The sequence below is a fragment of the Trujillonella endophytica genome (assembly GCF_900110555.1).
GTDB classification, from domain to species: domain Bacteria; phylum Actinomycetota; class Actinomycetes; order Mycobacteriales; family Geodermatophilaceae; genus Trujillonella; species Trujillonella endophytica.
Genome location: NZ_FOEE01000006.1, coordinates 143,002 through 161,430, shown reverse-complemented (window position 1 = coordinate 161,430; position 18,429 = coordinate 143,002). Strand labels below are relative to the sequence as shown.

Annotated in this window: 15 protein-coding genes; 13 read left to right on the top strand and 2 right to left on the bottom strand. The window is 74.8% G+C overall.

Going from position 1 to position 18,429, the window contains the following annotated elements; translation table 11 throughout:
* Positions 1-23: 23 nt before the first annotated feature.
* Positions 24-1,001, top strand: a complete 978-nt coding sequence (locus BMY88_RS11405; protein ID WP_091943185.1) for an FHA domain-containing protein — start codon at positions 24-26, stop codon at positions 999-1,001.
* A 238-nt stretch (positions 1,002-1,239) separates the two neighbouring features.
* Here the strand turns inward: BMY88_RS11405 and glgX are convergent, their stop codons facing one another.
* Positions 1,240-3,393 (bottom strand): glycogen debranching protein GlgX, encoded by a 2,154-nt coding sequence (glgX, locus tag BMY88_RS11400; protein WP_091943183.1) that lies wholly within the window; start codon positions 3,391-3,393, stop codon positions 1,240-1,242.
* Positions 3,394-3,443: 50 nt separating this feature from the next.
* Here glgX and BMY88_RS11395 point away from each other — a divergent pair, with 50 nt between their 5' ends.
* The 6 genes from BMY88_RS11395 (at position 3,444) to BMY88_RS11370 (ending at position 9,328) form a co-directional block, all read left to right on the top strand.
* Positions 3,444-4,268, top strand: a complete 825-nt coding sequence (locus BMY88_RS11395; protein ID WP_091943181.1) for an ABC transporter ATP-binding protein — start codon at positions 3,444-3,446, stop codon at positions 4,266-4,268.
* A gap of 67 nt (positions 4,269-4,335) precedes the next feature.
* Positions 4,336-5,121, top strand: a complete 786-nt coding sequence (locus BMY88_RS11390) for an enoyl-CoA hydratase/isomerase family protein (protein WP_091943179.1) — start codon at positions 4,336-4,338, stop codon at positions 5,119-5,121.
* 139 nt (positions 5,122-5,260) lie between these two features.
* Positions 5,261-6,406, top strand: a complete 1,146-nt coding sequence (locus BMY88_RS11385; RefSeq protein WP_091943177.1) for an ABC transporter substrate-binding protein — start codon at positions 5,261-5,263, stop codon at positions 6,404-6,406.
* A 71-nt stretch (positions 6,407-6,477) separates the two neighbouring features.
* Complete coding sequence (locus BMY88_RS11380) at positions 6,478-7,311, top strand: ABC transporter permease (RefSeq protein ID WP_170861073.1); 834 nt, start codon at positions 6,478-6,480, stop codon at positions 7,309-7,311.
* Positions 7,312-7,316: 5 nt separating this feature from the next.
* Positions 7,317-8,189 carry an ABC transporter permease gene (locus BMY88_RS11375; RefSeq protein ID WP_244524627.1) on the top strand — a complete coding sequence of 291 codons (873 nt, stop codon included), beginning with the start codon at positions 7,317-7,319 and terminating at the stop codon, positions 8,187-8,189.
* Complete coding sequence (locus BMY88_RS11370; protein ID WP_091943175.1) at positions 8,186-9,328, top strand: ABC transporter ATP-binding protein; 1,143 nt, start codon at positions 8,186-8,188, stop codon at positions 9,326-9,328. Before BMY88_RS11375 ends, BMY88_RS11370 begins: the two co-directional genes overlap by 4 nt.
* 9 nt (positions 9,329-9,337) lie before the next feature.
* On the opposite strand, the gene BMY88_RS11365 is transcribed toward BMY88_RS11370, so the two are convergent.
* A complete protein-coding gene (locus tag BMY88_RS11365; protein WP_091943174.1) occupies positions 9,338-11,500 on the bottom strand; it encodes a serine/threonine-protein kinase in 2,163 nt (720 codons plus the stop codon).
* 119 nt (positions 11,501-11,619) lie between these two features.
* Between BMY88_RS11365 and cds1 the strand changes: the two genes are divergently transcribed.
* The 6 genes from cds1 to mnmA all read left to right on the top strand — a co-directional run bounded on the left by cds1 (position 11,620) and on the right by mnmA (position 18,422).
* Entirely contained in the window at positions 11,620-12,732 is a 1,113-nt protein-coding gene (cds1, locus tag BMY88_RS11360) for an L-cysteine desulfhydrase Cds1 (protein WP_280138713.1), read from the top strand.
* Between the two features lie 117 nt (positions 12,733-12,849).
* The gene (locus BMY88_RS11355; protein WP_091943172.1) at positions 12,850-13,629 is read left to right on the top strand and encodes an electron transfer flavoprotein subunit beta/FixA family protein; all 780 of its coding nucleotides are present in this window, start codon (positions 12,850-12,852) and stop codon (positions 13,627-13,629) included.
* 38 nt (positions 13,630-13,667) lie between these two features.
* Positions 13,668-14,630, top strand: coding sequence for an electron transfer flavoprotein subunit alpha/FixB family protein (locus BMY88_RS11350; RefSeq protein WP_091943170.1), 963 nt, complete (start codon positions 13,668-13,670; stop codon positions 14,628-14,630).
* A 135-nt stretch (positions 14,631-14,765) separates the two neighbouring features.
* Positions 14,766-16,157 carry an MFS transporter gene (locus tag BMY88_RS11345; protein WP_244524610.1) on the top strand — a complete coding sequence of 464 codons (1,392 nt, stop codon included), beginning with the start codon at positions 14,766-14,768 and terminating at the stop codon, positions 16,155-16,157.
* The gene (locus tag BMY88_RS11340) at positions 16,154-17,344 is read left to right on the top strand and encodes a cysteine desulfurase family protein (protein WP_091943168.1); all 1,191 of its coding nucleotides are present in this window, start codon (positions 16,154-16,156) and stop codon (positions 17,342-17,344) included. Before BMY88_RS11345 ends, BMY88_RS11340 begins: the two co-directional genes overlap by 4 nt.
* 10 nt (positions 17,345-17,354) lie before the next feature.
* Positions 17,355-18,422: a tRNA 2-thiouridine(34) synthase MnmA gene (gene mnmA, locus BMY88_RS11335; protein WP_091943166.1), complete on the top strand. Its 1,068-nt coding sequence runs from the start codon at positions 17,355-17,357 to the stop codon at positions 18,420-18,422.
* The last annotated feature ends 7 nt before the right edge of the window (positions 18,423-18,429 follow it).

Below are 18,429 nucleotides of genomic sequence, written 5' to 3'. Positions count from 1 at the left end.
CGCCGGTCACTAGGCTGACGGCCATGCCCGACCGCTGTGAAGTCCTGCCCGGAGACTCCGTCGTCGCTCGTCGCGGCGGCGGTCTGCTGTGGGTGGACGCTCCCGGTGCCCCCGCTCTGGCGGCGGCCCTGCACGCCTGCCTCGGGATCTCCGGCCCCGGTGCCGACCGGGTGCTGAGCGCCGTGGCCGGCCAGGTCGCCGCCCTCGGCGGGAGTTCGGCGTCGTTCGCCCTCGTCCTCGCCGACACGAGCTCGGGTACCGGCGTGGCGCTGTGGTCCGGCAAGGCCCAGCCCACGGTCGACGGCGTTCCGCTCGCCGGGCACCACGTCGACGGCGGCTGCTCGCTCGCCGCCGGCTTCCCGCTCGGCTCCGGCCTCTACGTCGGCCCCGGCCAGCCGGTGCCCGCGATGCCGCCGGGCGTCGCCTACGACCTCGTCGAGGGCACCGTCCCGGGCAGCGGCGCGACGCTGCACGTGACCGCGGCCGCCCCCGCCTCCGCCGTCGTCGCCCCCAGCGCCCCGCAGCCCTCGGCGTACTCCGCGCCCTCCGACGCCGGCTTCGGCGCCCCGAGCGGCGGCTACGCCGCGGCCGGCGCCGCGCAGAGCCCGGCGGCCGACGGCGGCGAGGCGACCGCCTTCTGGAAGCCGGACCTCCCCGCGGCGCCGATCCTGCGCTTCGACGACGGGCTGGTCGTGACCGTGGACGAGGACCTCGTCCTCGGCCGCCGTCCCGACGGGCACGAGCTCGTCGCGGCCGGCACGGCGCGGCCGGTGCCGATCGCCGACACCCAGAACGTGCTCTCCTCGGCGCACGCCGCCATCCAGCGGCAGGGCCGCGAGGTCTCGCTGGTCGACCTGGGGTCGCTCAACGGCACCCACGTCGCCGGCCCCGAGGCCACGGAGTGGACGCAGCTGGAGCCCGGCGTGGCCCACCCGCTCTCCGACGGCGACCGCCTCCTGCTGGGCTGGACGGTCATCACCTTCGAGCAGCCGCAGGACTGAGCGCACCGCTGTACCCCGATGGCCCGGAACCCGAGCGGTTCCGGGCCATCGGCGTTCGACGGTGCAGGATCGGCGCATGCACCTGGAGGCACCCGCCCACGACTTCGCGCTGAGCTCACCCGGCTACCTCCCGGTCGCGGCCCGGGCCTGGACGAGCCGCTGCGGAGGCCCCGGCGGTGACCCGGGTGCAGGCGTGGCCCGTCGCGGGGCGCAGGCGCGTGGGTGGCGGTGAGGGCGGTCAGGGCCGGCGGAGGACGCGCAGCAGCCAGACGGTGCGGGAGGGCAGCTCGATCGGGCCCGGGGCGACCACCGTGGGCTGCGGCGGCTCCCCCGTCGGGTACTCGGTCGAGACGACGAACTCGTAGCCGTCGCTCCACGGGGCGCCCGGCAGCTGCACCTGGACGGGGTCGGACCCCGCGTTGAGCCAGACCAGGTAGGACTCGTCGTGCACCGGCCGCCCGCGCTCGTCCCGGTGCCGGATGCCGCGGCCGTCGAGGTACATCCCGATCGTCTGCAGGCCGGTGTCGAACCAGTCGGCCGTGGTCAGCTGACCGCCGTCCGGGGCGAACCAGGCGAGGTCGCGGGTGCCGCCGGTGCCGGGGATCTCGTGCCCCTCGAAGAACGCCACCTGGCGCAGCACCGGCGAGGACCGCCGGATCGCCACCAGCCGGGACACGAAGGCCAGCAGGTCCGCGTCGACGCCGGACCAGTCGATCCAGGAGATCTCGTTGTCCTGGCAGTAGGCGTTGTTGTTGCCCTGCTGGGTGCGGCCGAGCTCGTCGCCGGCGGTCAGCATGGGCACGCCGGTCGACAGCAGCAGCGTGCTCAGCAGGTTGCGCACCTGCCGGCCGCGCAGCTCGGTGATCGCGGGGTCGTCGGTGGGGCCCTCCACGCCGCAGTTCCAGTTCCGGTTGTGGCTCTCGCCGTCCCGGTTGTCCTCGCCGTTGGCCTCGTTGCGCTTGTGCTCGTAGGTGACCAGGTCGCGCATGGGGAAGCCGTCGTGGGCGGTGACGAAGTTGACGCTGGCGAACGGGCGGCGGCCGTCGGAGCGGTACAGGTCCGAGGACCCGGTCAGCCGGTAGGCCAGGTCGCGGACGCCGACGTGCGCGCCGGACCACACGTCGCGGACGGTGTCGCGGTACAGCCCGTTCCACTCGGTCCACAGCGGCGGGAAGTTGCCGACCTGGTAGCCGCCCTCGCCGACGTCCCACGGCTCGGCGATCAGCTTGACCCGGCTGACCACCGGGTCCTGGTGGATGACGTCGAAGAACGCGGACAACCGGTCGACGTCGTGCATCGACCGGGCCAGCGCCGCCGCGAGGTCGAAGCGGAACCCGTCCACGTGCATCTCGGTGACCCAGTACCGCAGCGAGTCCATCAGCAGGGCGAGCACCTGCGGCCGCCGGACGTCGAGGGTGTTCCCGCAGCCGGTGTAGTCGGTGTAGCGGGCGGGGTTCGCGCCGTCGAGCCGGTAGTACCCGCGGTTGTCGATGCCCTTGAACGACAGGGTCGGGCCGGCGTGGTCGCCCTCGGCCGTGTGGTTGTAGACGACGTCCAGGACCACCTCGATGCCGGCCGCGTGCAGCGCCTTGACCATCGCCTTGAACTCGGTCACCTGGCCGCCCGCGGAGCCCGACGAGCTGTACGCGGCGTGCGGGGCGAAGTAGCCCAGCGTGTTGTACCCCCAGTAGTTCGTCAGTCCTCGGCGGAGCAGGTGCGGCTCGCTGACGAAGTGGTGCACCGGCAGCAGCTCGACCGTGGTCACGCCGAGCGACTTCAGGTGCGCGATGAACGCCGGGGAGGCGAGCCCCGCGTAGGTGCCGCGCAGCGCCGGGGGGACGTCGGGGTGGCTCATCGTGGCGCCGCGCACGTGCACCTCGTAGATGACCGTGTCCGACCACGGGATGCCCGGGCCCCGGTCGCCGTCCCACGGGAATGGGTCGTGCACCACCACGCCGCGGGGCACGTGCGGCGCCGAGTCGGAGGGGTCGGCGACGCCGGAGTCCACCGCGTCGACGGGGTGGCCGAACAGCGACGGGTGCAGCGTCAGCTCGCCGTCCACCGCCTGGGCGTAGGGGTCCAGCAGCAGCTTGGCCGGGTTGTAGCGCAGCCCCGAGCCGGGGTCGTAGCCGCCGTGCACCCGGTAGCCGTAGCGCTGGCCCGGGCCCACCCCGCCGACCCGGGCGTGCCAGACCTGGTGGGTCGACTCCTGCAACCGGTGGCGGTGCTCGGTGCCGTCGGGGTCGAACAGGCACAGGTCGACCGCCTGCGCCCCGGCCGACCAGAGCGCGAAGTTCGTGCCGTTGCCGTCCCAGTGCGCCCCCAGCGGCGCGGGGGAGCCCGGCCAGACCTCGAGGTCGTCCCCTGCGGCGCGCCGTCCGTTGAGCTGCATCGCCCGATCCTGCCAACCCCGCCTCCTGCGCGGGTTGGTTGGATGGGGTCGTGTCGAGCTCCGGAGGACCGAGTGCCGCCCCGTCCGAGGCCGCCGAGCCCGTCGTCGAACTCCGCGGCGTCGACGTCGTCCGGGGCGAGACCCACCTGCTGCGCGGGGTGGACTGGAGCGTCCGGGCCGACGAGCGGTGGGTGCTGCTCGGCCCCAACGGCGCCGGGAAGACGACGCTGCTGCAGCTGGCCTCGGCCCACATGCACCCCACCCGCGGCGAGGTGCGCCTGCTCGGCGAGACGCTGGGCGCGGTCGACGTCTTCGAACTGCGCCCGCGCATCGGGCTGACCAGCGCCGCGCTGGCCCAGCGGATCGGGCCCGGGGAGCGCACGGGCGACGTCGTCGTGTCCGCCGGCTACGCCGTCGTGGGTCGCTGGCGCGAGCGCTACGACATCGGCGACCTGACCCGCGCCGCGATGCTGATGCGGCAGTGGGGCGTGGAGGGCTTCGCGAACCGCCCGTTCGGCACGCTCAGCGAGGGGGAGCGCAAGCGGGTGCAGATCGCCCGGGCGCTCATGCCCGACCCCGAGCTGCTGCTGCTCGACGAGCCCGGCGCCGGGCTGGACCTCACCGGCCGGGAGGACCTCGTCGCGCGGCTGTCGGACCTGGCCGGCTACCTCTACGCCCCGGCCCAGGTGCTGGTGACCCACCACGTGGAGGAGATCCCGCCCGGCTACACCCACGCCCTGCTGCTGCGCGGGGGCGAGGTCGTCGCGGCCGGGCCGCTGGAGGAGGTGGTGACCGCGGACGGGCTGTCGGCCACCTTCGGCCTGCCGCTGCAGCTGGACCGCGCCGACGGCCGGTTCACCGCCCGCCGTCGGTAGCCGGGGCATCGCCGGGCGCCCGGCTAGGGTGCCGGGGACGACGCCGTCCCACCGCCGGAGGCCCCGCATGAGCCAGCCGCAGTTCGTGACCCTGCAGGTCGAGGACGGGGTGGGCACCATCCGCCTCGACCGGCCGAAGATGAACGCGATCGACCAGCAGCTGCACCTCGAGGTGCGGGCGGCCGCGCTCGAGGCATCGCGCCGCGACGACGTCCGCGCAGTCGTCGTCTACGGCGGAGAGCGGGTCTTCGCAGCCGGCGCCGACATCAAGGCGATGGCCGGGCTCGACTCGCGCGGCATGGCCGTCTGGGGCCGCGAGCTGACCGAGTCCTTCGCCGCCGTGCAGCGCATCCCGAAGCCGGTGATCGCCGCCATCACCGGCTACGCGCTCGGCGGCGGCTACGAGCTCGCGCTGTGCGCGGACTTCCGGGTCATGGGCGCCGGGGCGAAGGTGGGGCTGCCCGAGATCCAGCTCGGCATCATGCCCGGGGCCGGCGGCACCCAGCGGCTGGCCCGCCTGGTCGGCCCGGCGAAGGCCAAGGACCTGGTCTTCACCGGCCGGCACGTCGGCGCCGAGGAGGCGCTGGAGATGGGGATGGCCGACGCCGTCGTCCCCGACGACGAGGTCTACGCCACCGCGGTCGCGATGGCGCGCCGGTTCGCCACCGGGGCGACCCTCGCGCTCGGAGCGGCCAAGCAGGCGATCGACGAGGGCCTCGACGTGACGCTGCCGCAGGGGCTGGCGCTGGAGACCCGGCTGTTCTCCGGCCTGTTCGGCACCGAGGACCAGCGCACCGGGATGCAGTCGTTCATCGAGAACGGCCCCGGCAAGGCCACGTTCACCGGCCGGTAGCCCCCGCGGCACCGCGCCGGCGGCAGTTCGCCCGCTGTTCGCCGCACCGACGGCCGTCGCGGGCCACCCGGGGCCCCGCCGTCTGCCACCATCCCGGAGGCCGCCCGAGCTCGAGCGGCACGACACCTGGAGGAACTCCGTGCGACGCAGCACCTCGACGACCGTGGCCCTGTTCACGGCCGCGCTCACCCTCGCCGCCTGCGGCGGAGGCGACGACGGCGGTGGCGGGAGCGGCGGTGGCGGCGGGGAGGCGGCCGAGGCCACCTCGCTGGCCGACTTCGGCTCGATGGAGGAGCTGATCGAGGCCGCGCAGGCCGAGGGGGAGCTCAACGTCATCGCGCTGCCGCCGGACTGGGCGAACTACGGCGAGATCATCTCCGCGTTCGAGGAGACGTACGACATCCAGGTCAACAGCGCCTCGCCCGACATCTCCAGCCAGGAGGAGCTCAGCGCGGTCGAGCAGCAGCGCGGGCAGGACCGGGCGCCCGACGTGCTCGACCTGGCCACCGCCTTCGCCCGGCAGGGGCAGGCGCAGGACCTGCTGGCGCCCTACCAGGTGCAGACCTGGGACGAGATCCCCGAGGGCCAGAAGGACCCGGAGGGCTACTGGGTCAACGACTACGGCGGCTACATGTCGATCGGCTGCAACGACACGATCGTCGGCGAGTGCCCGGAGACCCTGGCCGACCTGCTCGACCCGCAGTACGCGGGCCAGGTGGCGCTCAACGGCAACCCGACGCAGGCCGGCGCCGCGTTCGGCGGGGTGTGGGCCGCGGCGCTGGCCAACGGCGGCAGCCTCGACGACATCGGCCCGGGCATCGACTTCTTCGTCGACCTCAAGGACGCCGGCAACTTCAACCCGGTCGAGAGCACGCCGGCCACCATCGAGAGCGGCGAGACGCCGATCGTCCTCGACTGGGACTACCTGAACGCCTCCTACCAGGAGGGGCTCGCCGAGATCGGCACCACCTGGACCGTCGTCGTCCCGAGCGACGGGCTGTTCGGCGGCTACTACAGCCAGGCGATCAGCGCCTTCGCGCCGCACCCCGCGGCCGCCCGCCTGTGGCAGGAGTTCCTCTACAGCGACGAGGGGCAGAACCTCTGGCTGGCCGGGGGTGCCCGCCCGGTGCGGCTGCCGTCGATGCAGGAGGCCGGCACCGCCGACCCGGAGGCGCTGGCCGCCCTGCCGACGGTCGAGGGGGAGGCGGAGTTCCCGACCCAGGAGCAGGAGGTGGCCGCCAAGGAGGTCCTGACGGCTCGCTGGAACGAGGAGATGTCGGGCTGAGCACCACCCCGGACGCGCCCGGCGCGCCGGCTCCCCGCAGCCGCGGGAGCCGGCGCGTCGGCCTGCTCAGCGTGCTCGGCACGCTGCCGTTCTTCGTCTACGTCGCCGTCGTCCTGTTCCTCCCGTTCGGCGTGCTCGCCGTCGAGGCGTTCCGGGTCACCGACCCGGTGACCTTCGACGAGGGCTGGTCCACGGACAACATCGCCCGGATCACCGAGGGCGCCTCCGGGCGCGCCTACCTGGGCAGCCTGCGGCTCTCGGCCGTCACGGCGGTGCTCGGCGCCGTCCTCGGGCTCGCGCTGTCGGTCGCGATCCTGCGCACCCGCCGGGGGCGGCTGCTGCGCCGCCTGGTGCTCACCGCCTCCGGTGTGCTGGCCAACTTCGGCGGGGTCCCGCTCGCGTTCGCCTTCCTGGCGACCATCGGCAGCGCCGGCGTGGTCACCTCGCTGCTCACCGAGACCCTCGGCCTCGAGGGGTTCACGCTGTACTCGATGACCGGCCTGGGCCTGGTCTACCTGTACTTCCTGATCCCGCTGATGGTGCTCACCATCACCCCGGCCCTGGAGGCGCTGCGGCCGCAGTGGCGCGAGGCCGCGGACAACCTGGGTGCGAGCGGCTGGCAGTACTGGCGGTACGTCGGCGGTCCGGTGCTGGCGCCCCCCGTGCTCGGGGCGACGATGCTGCTGTTCGCCTCGTCGTTCGCCGCCTACGCCACCGCCAAGGCGCTGGTCGGCAGCAGCGTCCCGCTGGTCACCCTGCAGATCGCCGACTCGCTGCAGAGCAACGTCGTCGTCGGCGCGGAGAACCTCGGCAAGGCGCTCGCCCTGGGCATGGTCGTCATCGTCGGGCTGGTCCTGGTCTTCTACGCCTGGGTGCAGCGGCGCGCGCAGCGGTGGCTGGCGTGACGTCGATGACCGGGGGGATGACCGGCGCCGGCAGCGTCGCCCCCGAGACCCCGGTGCGCGCCGGACGCCGGGGGAGCGGCCGGTGGCGCTGGGGCGTGTTCGCCGTCCTCGGCGTCTACTTCCTCGTGCCGCTGGGCGCGTCGATCTGGTACACGATCCGCGACCGGCGCGAGGGCGGGATCACCCTCGAGCCCTACACCCGGATCCCCGGCGCGGAGGGGTTCGCCGAGGCGTTCGGCCGCTCGCTGCTGCTCGCGTCGCTGACGGTCGTGATCGCGCTGGCGCTCGTGCTCCCCGTCGTCGTGCTGGTGGAGCTGCGGCTGCCCCGGCTGCGCACGACGGTCGAGCTGATCACCCTGCTGCCGCTGATGCTGCCGCCGATCGCGCTCGTCGTCGGTGTCCGCAGCGTCCTGGCGTGGGCCCCGGACCACTTCCTCGACACCCCCGTCGCGGAGTTCATGTTCGCGCTCCAGGAGCCGGAGCTGCCCTGGATCCTGGTGCTGGTCTACGTCGTGCTGGCCATGCCGTTCGTCTACCGGGCGCTGGACGCCGGGGTGCGCGGTGCCGGGCTGCGCACGCTCACGGAGGCCGCCCGCAACCTCGGTGCCTCCTGGCCGCGGGTGATGCTCTGGGTCGTCCTGCCGGCGCTGCGCACGTCGCTGCTCAACGCGGCGTTCCTCACCGTCGCCCTGGTGCTCGGCGAGTTCACGGTCGCCAACATCCTGGGTTTCCAGACCTTTCCGACCTGGATCGTCACGGCCGCCGGCGCCGAGCCCCAGCTGTCGGTCGCCGTCTCGGTGCTCTCGCTGCTGCTCACCTGGGGGCTGCTGCTGCTGATCTCCGCGCTGGACCGCCGGCGCAGGGAGGACCTCGCATGACCGCCGTCCCGTCGACGCCCTCGACCGCGCCGCCGCCGGACCTGCACCCGGACGTCGGGGCCGCGGCGGCGCTGCGGCAGCAGCCCGGCGTCGGCGTGCGGCTGGAGGACCTGACCCGGCGCTACGGCTCGGTGCTCGCCCTCGACGGCCTGGACCTCGACATCGCCGGCGGCGAGTTCCTCGCCCTGCTCGGGCCCTCCGGATGCGGCAAGACGACGGCGCTGCGCGCCATCGCCGGCTTCGAGCGGCCGGACTCCGGGCGCGTGCTGCTGGGTGGCGACGACGTGACCGCCGTCCCCGCGAGCAAGCGGGACATGGGCATGGTCTTCCAGGCCTACAGCCTGTTCCCGAACCTGACCGTGGCCGACAACGTCGCCTTCGGGCTCCGGGTGCGCCGGCGCGGGAGCAGGGCCGACCGCCGCCGGCGCGCCGAGGAGCTGCTGGAGCTCGTCGGCCTCGCGGACCGGGCCGGGCGCTATCCGCACCAGCTCTCCGGCGGCCAGCAGCAGCGGGTCGCGCTGGCCCGGGCGCTGGCCGTCGAGCCGCGGGTGCTGCTGCTGGACGAGCCGCTGTCGGCGCTGGACGCGCAGGTCCGCGTGCAGCTGCGGGAGGAGATCCGGCGGCTGCAGCTCGAGCTGGGCATCACCACGGTCTTCGTCACCCACGACCAGGCCGAGGCGCTGTCGGTGGCCGACCGGGTCGGCGTCATGCGCTCCGGGCGGCTCGAGCAGGTCGCCTCGCCCGACGAGCTGTACGAGCGCCCGGCGACGGCGTTCGTCGCGCAGTTCGTCGGCACGATGAACCGCATCCCCGCGACGCTGGGCGACGGCGACGTGGAGTTCCTCGGCGTCCGCCGGGAGATCCTGGGCGCCGCGCCGCCGCCCGGAGCGGCCATCGCGCTGGTGCGCCCCGAGGGGCTGCTGGTCGAGGCCGACCCGCGGGGTGCCGGACGGGTGGTCACACGGACCTTCTCGGGCGCGACGACCCGGCTGGCCGTCGCGCTGCCGGACGGCCTCGAGGTGCGGATCGACGTCGCCAGCGTCGACAGCCAGGAGTTGACGCCCGGCACGCCGGTGACGGTCACGCCCGCGGAGCGGCCCGCGCTCGTGGCGGCGGCCGAGCCGGTCGAGGAGGCCTGAGCCCGCCGGTCAGCCGGTGAGGTCGAACACCCGCACGGTGGCGCCGTTCAGGTCGGTCACGTAGGCGCGGGAGCCGTCGGGGGAGACGCCGACGCTGGTCGGCGTCGGGCCCGCGGGCACCCGCGCGGTGACCGTCAGGGTGTCGGCGGTGACCACCGACATCGTGCCGCCCTCGACGTCGGCGGTGTAGAACCGCGCGCCGTCGGGCGCCCAGGTGACGTCCTGCGGGTGCGATCCGACCGGTCCGCTGGCGACCAGCGCGTTGGTGGCCGTGTCGACCACGTGCACGTCGCTGCTGTCGAACGCCACCACGGCGACGCGGCTGCCGTCGGGGGAGACGGCGACGCTGTGCGGCGAGTCCCCGGCCGGGATGGTGCCGATCACCCGGCCGCCGTCGGTCAGGTCGAGCACCGACAGGACGTCGGACTCGTGGTTGGCGGTGTAGGCCACCGTGCCGGCGTCGTTGATGGCGATCCAGTGCGGGTTCGGCGGCACGTCGTAGGAGTCGATCTCCCGGGCGGTCGCGGTGTCGAGCACCTCGACCCGCCCCTCGTTGTGCAGCGGGATGTAGAGCAGCGAGCCGTCGGGGGAGGTCTCGGGCGCGAACGGGCGCAGGCCCACCTCGACGGTGGCGGTCACCTCGTTGGACGCGGTGTCCACGAAGACGACGTAGTTCTCCGTGTAGTCGGCGTTGTAGACCGTCACGTAGGCGCGGTCGCCGCTGGGGGAGAAGGTGATGAACTGCGGCGGTCCGGCGTCGATCGGGATCGTGGCGTTCACCTCGAGCGACGTCGTGTCCAGCACCGAGACCACGCCGGCGTCCCGGTGGGCGATGTAGGCGTAGCGGCCGTTGGGGGCGACGGCCAGGTAGCCCGGCGTCGGCGGCACGGGGATCGGCTCGCCCACCGCCGTCGGCACCGCGATGCTCGGCCGCACGTCCGGGCCCGGCGGGGCCTGCTGCGGTTCGCGGGAGCCGCGCGCGGGTTCCGACGGCCCGGCGGTCGCCCCTCCGGAGCCCGCGTCCGCGGCGGGCGGATCGTCGTCGCGGGGCCACAGCCACACCGTCAGCGCCGCCGCGACCAGCAGGAGCGCCACGAGGGCGGCGGCGACGGCGCGGCCGCGGCCCCGGCGGCGGCGCCGCGGGGCCGGGGGCGGGACGAACGCGCCGGGCGGCGGGGGCGGGGTCGCCGGCGGGAACGGGCCGGCGGACGGCGGCGGCCCCGGTGCGGGCAGCTGGTCGGTCGAGTTGTGCCCGCCGGCCGAGACGACCCCGAGCGCGGCCGGCGCGACCGCGGGCACCGGCGGAACGGCGGCCGGGGCCCGGGCGGTCTCCGGGGCCGGCGGCGGCGCGGGGACGCCGGAGAGGGCGGCGCGCGCCGCGGCCACCAGCTCGCCGGGGGTGGAGTACCGGTCCTCGGGCCGCTTGGCCATGCCGCGGGCGACCACCTCGTCGAGCGGCGCGGGCACCCCCGCCACGAGCTCGCTGGGCCGCGGCGGGTCGGTGTAGAGGTGCGCGTAGAGCAGCGACGGCAGGTCCTCGCCGCGGAACGGCCGCTTCGCGGTGAGGCACTCGGAGAGCACGCAGGCCAGGGAGTAGACGTCCACCCGCCCGTCCAGCGGCTGGTTGGTGAAGCGCTCGGGCGCCATGTAGTCCAGCGTCCCGACGGTTGCGCCGGTCATGGTCAGCGACGTGCTGGTGCTGCCCACCGACCGGGCGATGCCGAAGTCCACGACGTAGACGAAGTCGCTGGCCGTCACGATCACGTTGCTCGGCTTGACGTCCCGGTGCACCAGGCCGTCGTCGTGCGCGGCCTGCAGTGCATCGGCCACCTGCGAGAGCAGGCCGATGGCCCGCGCGGGGTCGAGCGGGCCGTCCATGAGCATCCGGCCGAGGTCGTGGCCGTCGACGAGCCGCATGTCGATGTAGAGCCGCCCGTCGATCTCGCCGTAGTCGTGGATCGGGATGACGTGCGGTTCGCGCAGCCGCGCGGCGACGTGGGACTCGCGGCGGAACCGGCCGGCGAACTCGCGGTCGCCGTTGAGCGTCTCGGGCAGCACCTTGAGCGCCACCCACCGGTCGCGGCGGGTGTCGCGCGCCCGCCAGACCTCCCCCATGCCGCCGACGCCGAGCAACTCGACGAGTTCGTAGGGGCCGAACTGGCGAGGCGTCATTCCGGTGCTCCCTGGGCAGCCCGGCGCGCGTACGGCGCGGCCTGCGTGGGGCTGCAGCGTAGGGCCCCGGCGGGGCGCCCGGGAAGGGTCGTCGGGCGGCGGTCGGCCACGATGTCGGGGTGGACATCCTCGACGGCACCGACCTCGACCGCTCCGACCCGGCCGGTCGCGCGTGGGTCGACCGCGCCGTCGCCGCCGTCGAGGCCGACGCGCACCGCAGCGCCGACACCCACCTGCTGGCCTATCCGCTGCCGCCGGAGTGGGGTGTGGACCTCTACCTCAAGGACGAGTCGACGCACCCCACCGGCAGCCTCAAGCACCGGTTGGCGCGCTCGCTGTTCCTGTACGGCCTGTGCTCGGGCCAGATCACCGAGGGCACCACGGTGGTCGAGGCCTCGAGCGGGTCGACCGCGGTCAGCGAGGCCTACTTCGCGCGGATGCTCGGGCTGCCCTTCGTCGCGGTGATGCCGGAGTCCACGAGCGAGGAGAAGGTGGCGCTCATCGAGTTCCACGGGGGCCGCTGCCACTTCGTCGCCCACCCGCCGGACATGTACGAGGAGGCGCGGCGGCTGGCCGCGGAGTGCGGGGGCCACTACCTCGACCAGTTCACCTACGCCGAGCGGGCCACCGACTGGCGGGGCAACAACAACATCGCCGAGTCGATCTTCGAGCAGATGGCGCTCGAGCGGCACCCGGTGCCCGAGTGGGTCGTCGTCGGCGCGGGCACCGGCGGCACCAGCGCGACCATCGGCCGCTACCTGCGCTACCGGCGGTTCCCGACCCGGCTGGCGGTGGTGGACCCGGAGAACTCGGCGTTCCTCCCCGGTTACGCGGCCGGCGACCCGGGCTGGACGACGGGCATCTCCTCGCGGATCGAGGGGATCGGCCGGCCGCGGGTCGAGCCCTCGTTCGTCCCGACGATCGTCGACCGGATGATCGGCGTCCCCGACGCCGCGTCCCTGGCCGCGATGCGGCACCTGGCCGACGCCACCGGGCGCCGGGCCGGGGGCTCCACCGGGACCAACCTGTGGGGGGCCTTCACGCTGGTCGCCGAGATGCTGCGGGCCGGCGTGCGGGGCAGCGTCGTCACCCTGCTGTGCGACGGCGGCGAGCGGTACGCCCACACCTACTACGCCGACGACTGGCCGGCCGCGCACGGCCTGGACCTGGCTCCGCACGCCGCGGTGCTGCGCCGTTTCACCGAGACGGGGGAGTGGCCGACCGCCGGGTGACCGGGCTCACCGCCTCCGCCGTCCCGGCGGTCTTTACCTGGAAGTAACCTCCATGATCGGAGCCATGGCGGGCCGTCGGGCCCGCGTCCCCGACCGATCGCGGAGGTAGGTCTGGCGATGAACATCGTCGTGCTGGTCAAGCAGGTCCCGGATTCGGGGAGCGAGCGCAAGCTCGACTCCTCGGACAACACCGTCGCACGCGCCGGCGCCGACAACGTCGTGAACGAGATCGACGAGTACGCGATCGAGGAGGCCCTCGCCGTCAAGGAGGCGCAGGGCGGTGAGGTGACCGTGCTCAGCGTCGGTCCCGACTCGGCCACCGACGCCATCCGCAAGGCGCTGTCGATGGGCGCGGACAAGGCCGTCCACGTGTCGGACCCCGCGATCCACGGATCCGACGCGATCGCGACCTCGGTCGTCCTCGCCGCTGCTCTCGGGCAGCTGGAGTACGACCTGATCATCTGTGGCGCCGAGGCCACCGACTCGCAGATGAGCGTGATGCCGGCGCTGCTGGCCGAGCGTCTCGGCCTGCCGCAGGTCTCCGGCGCGCGCAAGCTCACCATCGACGGCTCGACCGTCAAGGTGGAGCGGCAGACCGACGGCGGCTACTGGGCGCTCGAGGCGCCGCTGCCGGCCATCGTGTCGACCTGGGACACCATCAACGAGCCGCGCTACCCCTCCTTCAAGGGGATCATGGCCGCCAAGAAGAAGCCGGTCGAGACGAAGACCCTGGCCGACCTGGGCGTCGACCCGTCCACCGTCGGGCTCGGCGCCGCCGCGTCCGAGGTCCTCGACTTCGCCGGCCGCCCGCCCAAGGGCGAGGGCGTCAAGGTGCCCGACGAGGGTGACGGCGCGCAGAAGTTCGTGGACTACCTCGCCGGCCAGAAGATCGTCTGAGCCCGGACCCGGATCACAGGTAGAGGAGAACAGCAGTCATGGCAGAGGTCCTGGTCCTGGCCGAGCTGAACCCGGCCGGCGGCGGCGTCCGCAAGACGACGCTGGAGGCGCTCACCGCCGCCCGCGCCGTCGGCGAGCCCTCGGCGGTCGTCATCGCCGCCCCCGGCACGGCAGCCGGCGTCCGCGAGCAGCTCGCCGAGTACGGCGCGGCCACCGTGTACGTCGCCGAGAGCCCCGAGATCGACGAGTTCCTCGTCGCTCCGAAGGCCGAGGTCCTGGCGCAGCTCGTCGGCGAGAAGTCGCCCGCGGCCGTCGTCATCCCCTCGTCGCCGGAAGGCAAGGAGATCGCCGCCCGGCTCGCGGTGAAGATCGGCAGTGGCTTCCTCACCGACGTCACCGAGATCACGGCCGACGGCACCGCGACCCAGCTGGCGTTCGCCGGCCAGGTCATCGTCCACTCGCGGGTGAAGACCGGCACGCCGGTCTACACGCTGCGCGGCAACTCGGTCGCCCCCGAGCCGGCCCCGGCCGCGGGCACCGAGCAGCAGGTTCCCGTCTCGCTCTCGGACGCGGCCAAGCAGACCCGCGTGGTCGACCGCGTCGTCGAGCAGAAGTCGTCGCGGCCGGAGCTCACCGAGGCCTCGATCGTCGTCTCCGGCGGTCGTGGCGTCGCCTCGGCGGAGAACTTCTCCATCATCGAGGCGCTCGCGGACTCCCTCGGCGCGGCCGTCGGTGCCTCGCGGGCCGCGGTCGACTCGGGCTTCTACCCGCACAGCTTCCAGGTCGGGCAGACCGGCAAGACGGTGTCGCCGCAGCTGTACGTCGCGGTCGGCATCTCCGGCGCCATCCAGCACCGGGCCGGCATGCAGACCTCGAAGACCATCGTGGCCATCAACAAGGACGCCGAGGCTCCGATCTTCGAGCTGGCCGACTTCGGCGTGATCGGCGACCTGAACGTCGTCGTCCCGCAGGCCACCGAGCTGATCACCGCCCGCAAGTGACGGACCCCGCTGCAGGGCCCCGTCCTGCAGCGGGACCGACGCGGTAGCAGCAGCCGTCGCCGTGGCGCCGGGCCCCTCACCGAGGGGCCCGGCGCTCGGTCGTTCCCGGGGAGTTCCACGGGCGGAAGGAGCGGGGTGGACGGGGACGACGGGGTCTTCGGCCGGCGCCTGCGGCTGCGCACCGCGGGCCTGCTCATGCTGGTCACCTTCATCGCGTTCGAGGCGATGGCGGTGGGGACGGCGATGCCGACCGCGGTCGCCGAGCTCGACGGGCTGGCCTGGTACGGCTGGGTGTTCTCCGCCTACCTCGTGGCCTCGGTGGCGGGGATGGTCACCGGCGGCGACGTCGGCGACCGCCGTGGCCCGCGGACCGCGCTGCTGGCGGGGGTCGCCGTCTTCGCGGCCGGCCTGCTCGCCGCGGGGCTGGCGGGGTCGATGGCGGCGTTGGTCGCCGGGCGGGCGGTGCAGGGGCTGGGCGCCGGCCTGATCGCCGTCTCGCTGTACGTGGTCGCCGGGCAGGCGTACCCGGCCCGGTTGCGGCCGGCGCTGTTCGGCGCCTTCTCCACCGCGTGGGTGCTGCCGGCGCTGATCGGGCCGCTGATCTCCGGGCTGGTGACGACCCACGCCTCCTGGCGACTGGTCTTCCTGGGGCTCCTCCCGCTGGTCCTGGCCGGCCTCCTGCTCGTGCTGCCGGCGCTGCGGGACCTGCCCGCCCCCGATCCCGCGACGCGGCCCCGTTCCGCGGGGCCTTTCTGGGCCGCGCTGGCAGGGCTGGGGATCGTGGCGCTGCAGTACGCCGGTCAGCGGCGCGACGGGCTCGCCCTCGTTCTCGCCGTCGCCGGGCTGGCCGCCCTCGGGGCCGGTCTGCGGCCGCTCCTCCCGCGGGGCACCGGGCGCGCGGCCCGGGGCCTGCCCACGGTCGTGGCCTCGCGCGGGCTGCTGGCCGGGTCGTTCTTCGGCGTCGACGCGCTGCTGCCGCTCACGCTCACCGAGCTGCACGGCTACGGCGCGGTCGCCGCCGGGATCCCGCTCACCGCCGGCTCGCTGGGCTGGGCCGTGGCGTCGTGGTCGCAGGGGCGCCGTCCGGGGCTGTCGCGGGTGCGGCTGCTGCGCGCGGGCTTCGTGCTCCTGGCCGTCGGCGTCGCCGGCACGGCGCTGGTGGCGATCCCCGGCGGCGGTGGATGGCCGGCGTACCTGACCTGGGCGGTGGCCGGCCTGGGGATGGGGCTGGGCATGCCCAGCGTCGGGGTGCTGCTGTTCGAGCACTCCCCGGAGCACCGGCGGGGCGCGGACTCCGCGGCGCTGCAGATCTCCGACGTCACGGTCTCGGCGCTGTGCGTCGGCGTGGTCGGCGTGCTGGTCGCGGCGGCGGCGCAGGGGGCGCTGCCGCTGGCGGGGGCGGTCGCGACGGCCGTCGCGCTGCTCACCGCGGTCGCTGCGGCGGGGGCGGTGATCGCCCCGCGGGCGGCCCTGCTCCCGGCCGGACCGGCGGCTCCGCCGTCCGCGACTACATTGAGGACGCCATGACGTACCTGGACCACGCGGCGACCACGCCGGTGCTTCCCGAGGTGCTGGCTGCGATGACCGAGCAGCTGGGCCGGGTGGGCAACGCCTCCTCGCTGCACGCCAGCGGCCGGGCGGCCCGCCGCACCGCCGAGCAGGCGCGCGAGCGCCTGGCGGCCGCGCTGGGCGCGCGACCGTCCGAGGTGCTGTTCACCGGCGGCGGCACCGAGAGCGACAACCTCGCGGTCAAGGGCATCTTCTGGGCGCGGCGGGAGGCCGATCCGCAGCGGCGGCGCATCGTGACCTCACCCGTCGAGCACCACGCCGTGCTCGACAGCGTCGAGTGGCTGGCCAAGCACGACGGCGCCGAGGTCACCTGGCTGGCCGTGGAGCCCAGCGGCCGGGTGACCCCCGGGGCGCTGCGCGAGGCGCTGGGCGACGGCACCGACGTCGCCCTGGCGAGCGTCATGTGGGCCAACAACGAGATCGGCACGGTGAGCGACCTGGCGGCGCTGGCCGCGGTCGCGCACGAGGCCGGGGTGCCGCTGCACACCGATGCCGTCCAGGCGGTCGGGCAGGTGCCGGTCGACTTCGGTGCCAGCGGCGTCGACGCGCTGACGATGACCGGCCACAAGCTGGGCGGCCCGATGGGCGCCGGGGCGCTGCTCCTGCGCCGGGACGCCTCCTGCATGCCGCTGCTGCACGGCGGCGGCCAGGAGCGCGACGTCCGGTCGGGCACCCTCGACGTCGCCGCGATCGTGGGCCTGGCCGTGGCGGCGGACGTCGCCGTGGCCGGCCGCGAGGACCGCGCCGAGCGGCTGGCCGGGCTGCGTGACCGGCTGGTCGCGGGCGTGGTGCGGCAGGTCCCCGACGTCCAGCTCAACGGCGCTCCGCTGGACGACGTCCTGGCCGGCGGTCCCGGGCGGCTGCCGGGCAACGCGCACCTGTCCTTCCCGGGTGCCGAGGGGGACGCGCTGCTGATGCTGCTCGACGCCCGCGAGGTCGAGTGCTCCACCGGCTCGGCGTGCAGCGCGGGCGTGGCCCGCCCCAGCCACGTCCTGCTCGGGGTGGGGGCCGACGCCGACCGGGCCCGCAGCTCCCTGCGGTTCACGCTCGGCACGACCTCCACCGACGCCGACGTCGACGCGCTGCTCGACGTGATCGCGCCTGTGGTCGAGCGGGCGCGGCGGGCGGGGATGAGCCGGTCGTGAGGGCGCTCCCGTGAGGGTGCTGGCCGCGATGAGCGGCGGGGTGGACTCGGCCGTGGCCGCGGCGCTGGCGGTCGACGCGGGACACGACGTCACCGGCGTCCACCTGGCGCTGTCGCCGGACCGGCAGACCCTGCGCAGCGGGGCCCGCGGGTGCTGCAGCGTCGAGGACGCCCACGACGCCCGCCGGGTGGCCGACGAGCTGGGCATCCCGTTCTACGTGTGGGACCTCGCCGAGCGGTTCACCGCCGACGTCGTCGACGACTTCGTGGCCGAGTACGCGGCCGGCCGCACGCCCAACCCCTGCCTGCGCTGCAACGAGAAGATCAAGTTCAGCGCCGTGCTGGACCGGGCACGGGCGCTGGGCTTCGACGCGGTCGTCACCGGCCACCACGCCCGCCTCGCCGACGGCGTCCTCCGCCGGTCGGTCGACGCGGCCAAGGACCAGTCCTACGTGCTGGCCGTGCTGACGCCCGAGCAGCTGGCCGGCGCGGTCTTCCCGCTCGGGGGGATGACCAAGGAGCGGGTGCGGGCCATCGCGGCCGAGCGCGGGTTCGCCGTCGCCACCAAGGCCGACTCGCACGACATCTGCTTCATCCCCGACGGCGACACCCGCGGCTTCCTCACCCGCCGGCTCGGCGAGCAGCCGGGCCCGCTGGTCGACGCGGCCACGGGGGAGACGGTGGGGGAGCACTCGGGCGCCTACGGCTTCACCGTCGGCCAGCGCCGCGGGCTCGGGGTGAGCGTCGGCGACCAGCGGCCGCGCTACGTCCTGGGCATCGAGCCGGTCAGCCGCACCGTGACCATCGGCACGGCCGACCTCGCCGGCGTCAGCGAGGTCCGCACCGGCGCGCCGACGTGGACCGGGGCGGCTCCCCGGCTCCCGCTGAGGGCGCAGGTGCAGCTGCGCGCGCACGGCGCGCCCGTGCCGTGCGCGGTGGACGCCACCGGCGACGGCGGCCTGGCGATCGCGCTGGACACCGAGCAGCGCGGGGTCGCCCCGGGCCAGTCCGCGGTGCTCTACCTGCCCGACGCCGAGCGTGGCGACCGGGTGCTCGGACAGGGGCCGGTCACCCGCTGATCCCGCG

Coding starts and splice junctions, on each gene's coding strand:
- BMY88_RS11405 (WP_091943185.1), top strand. CDS start 24: ATGCCCGACCGCTGTGAAGTCCTGCCCGGAGACTCCGTCGTCGCTCGT.
- glgX (WP_091943183.1), bottom strand. CDS start 3,393: ATGCAGCTCAACGGACGGCGCGCCGCAGGGGACGACCTCGAGGTCTGG.
- BMY88_RS11390 (WP_091943179.1), top strand. CDS start 4,336: ATGAGCCAGCCGCAGTTCGTGACCCTGCAGGTCGAGGACGGGGTGGGC.
- BMY88_RS11375 (WP_244524627.1), top strand. CDS start 7,317: ATGACCGGGGGGATGACCGGCGCCGGCAGCGTCGCCCCCGAGACCCCG.
- BMY88_RS11370 (WP_091943175.1), top strand. CDS start 8,186: ATGACCGCCGTCCCGTCGACGCCCTCGACCGCGCCGCCGCCGGACCTG.
- BMY88_RS11365 (WP_091943174.1), bottom strand. CDS start 11,500: ATGACGCCTCGCCAGTTCGGCCCCTACGAACTCGTCGAGTTGCTCGGC.
- BMY88_RS11355 (WP_091943172.1), top strand. CDS start 12,850: ATGAACATCGTCGTGCTGGTCAAGCAGGTCCCGGATTCGGGGAGCGAG.
- BMY88_RS11350 (WP_091943170.1), top strand. CDS start 13,668: ATGGCAGAGGTCCTGGTCCTGGCCGAGCTGAACCCGGCCGGCGGCGGC.
- BMY88_RS11340 (WP_091943168.1), top strand. CDS start 16,154: ATGACGTACCTGGACCACGCGGCGACCACGCCGGTGCTTCCCGAGGTG.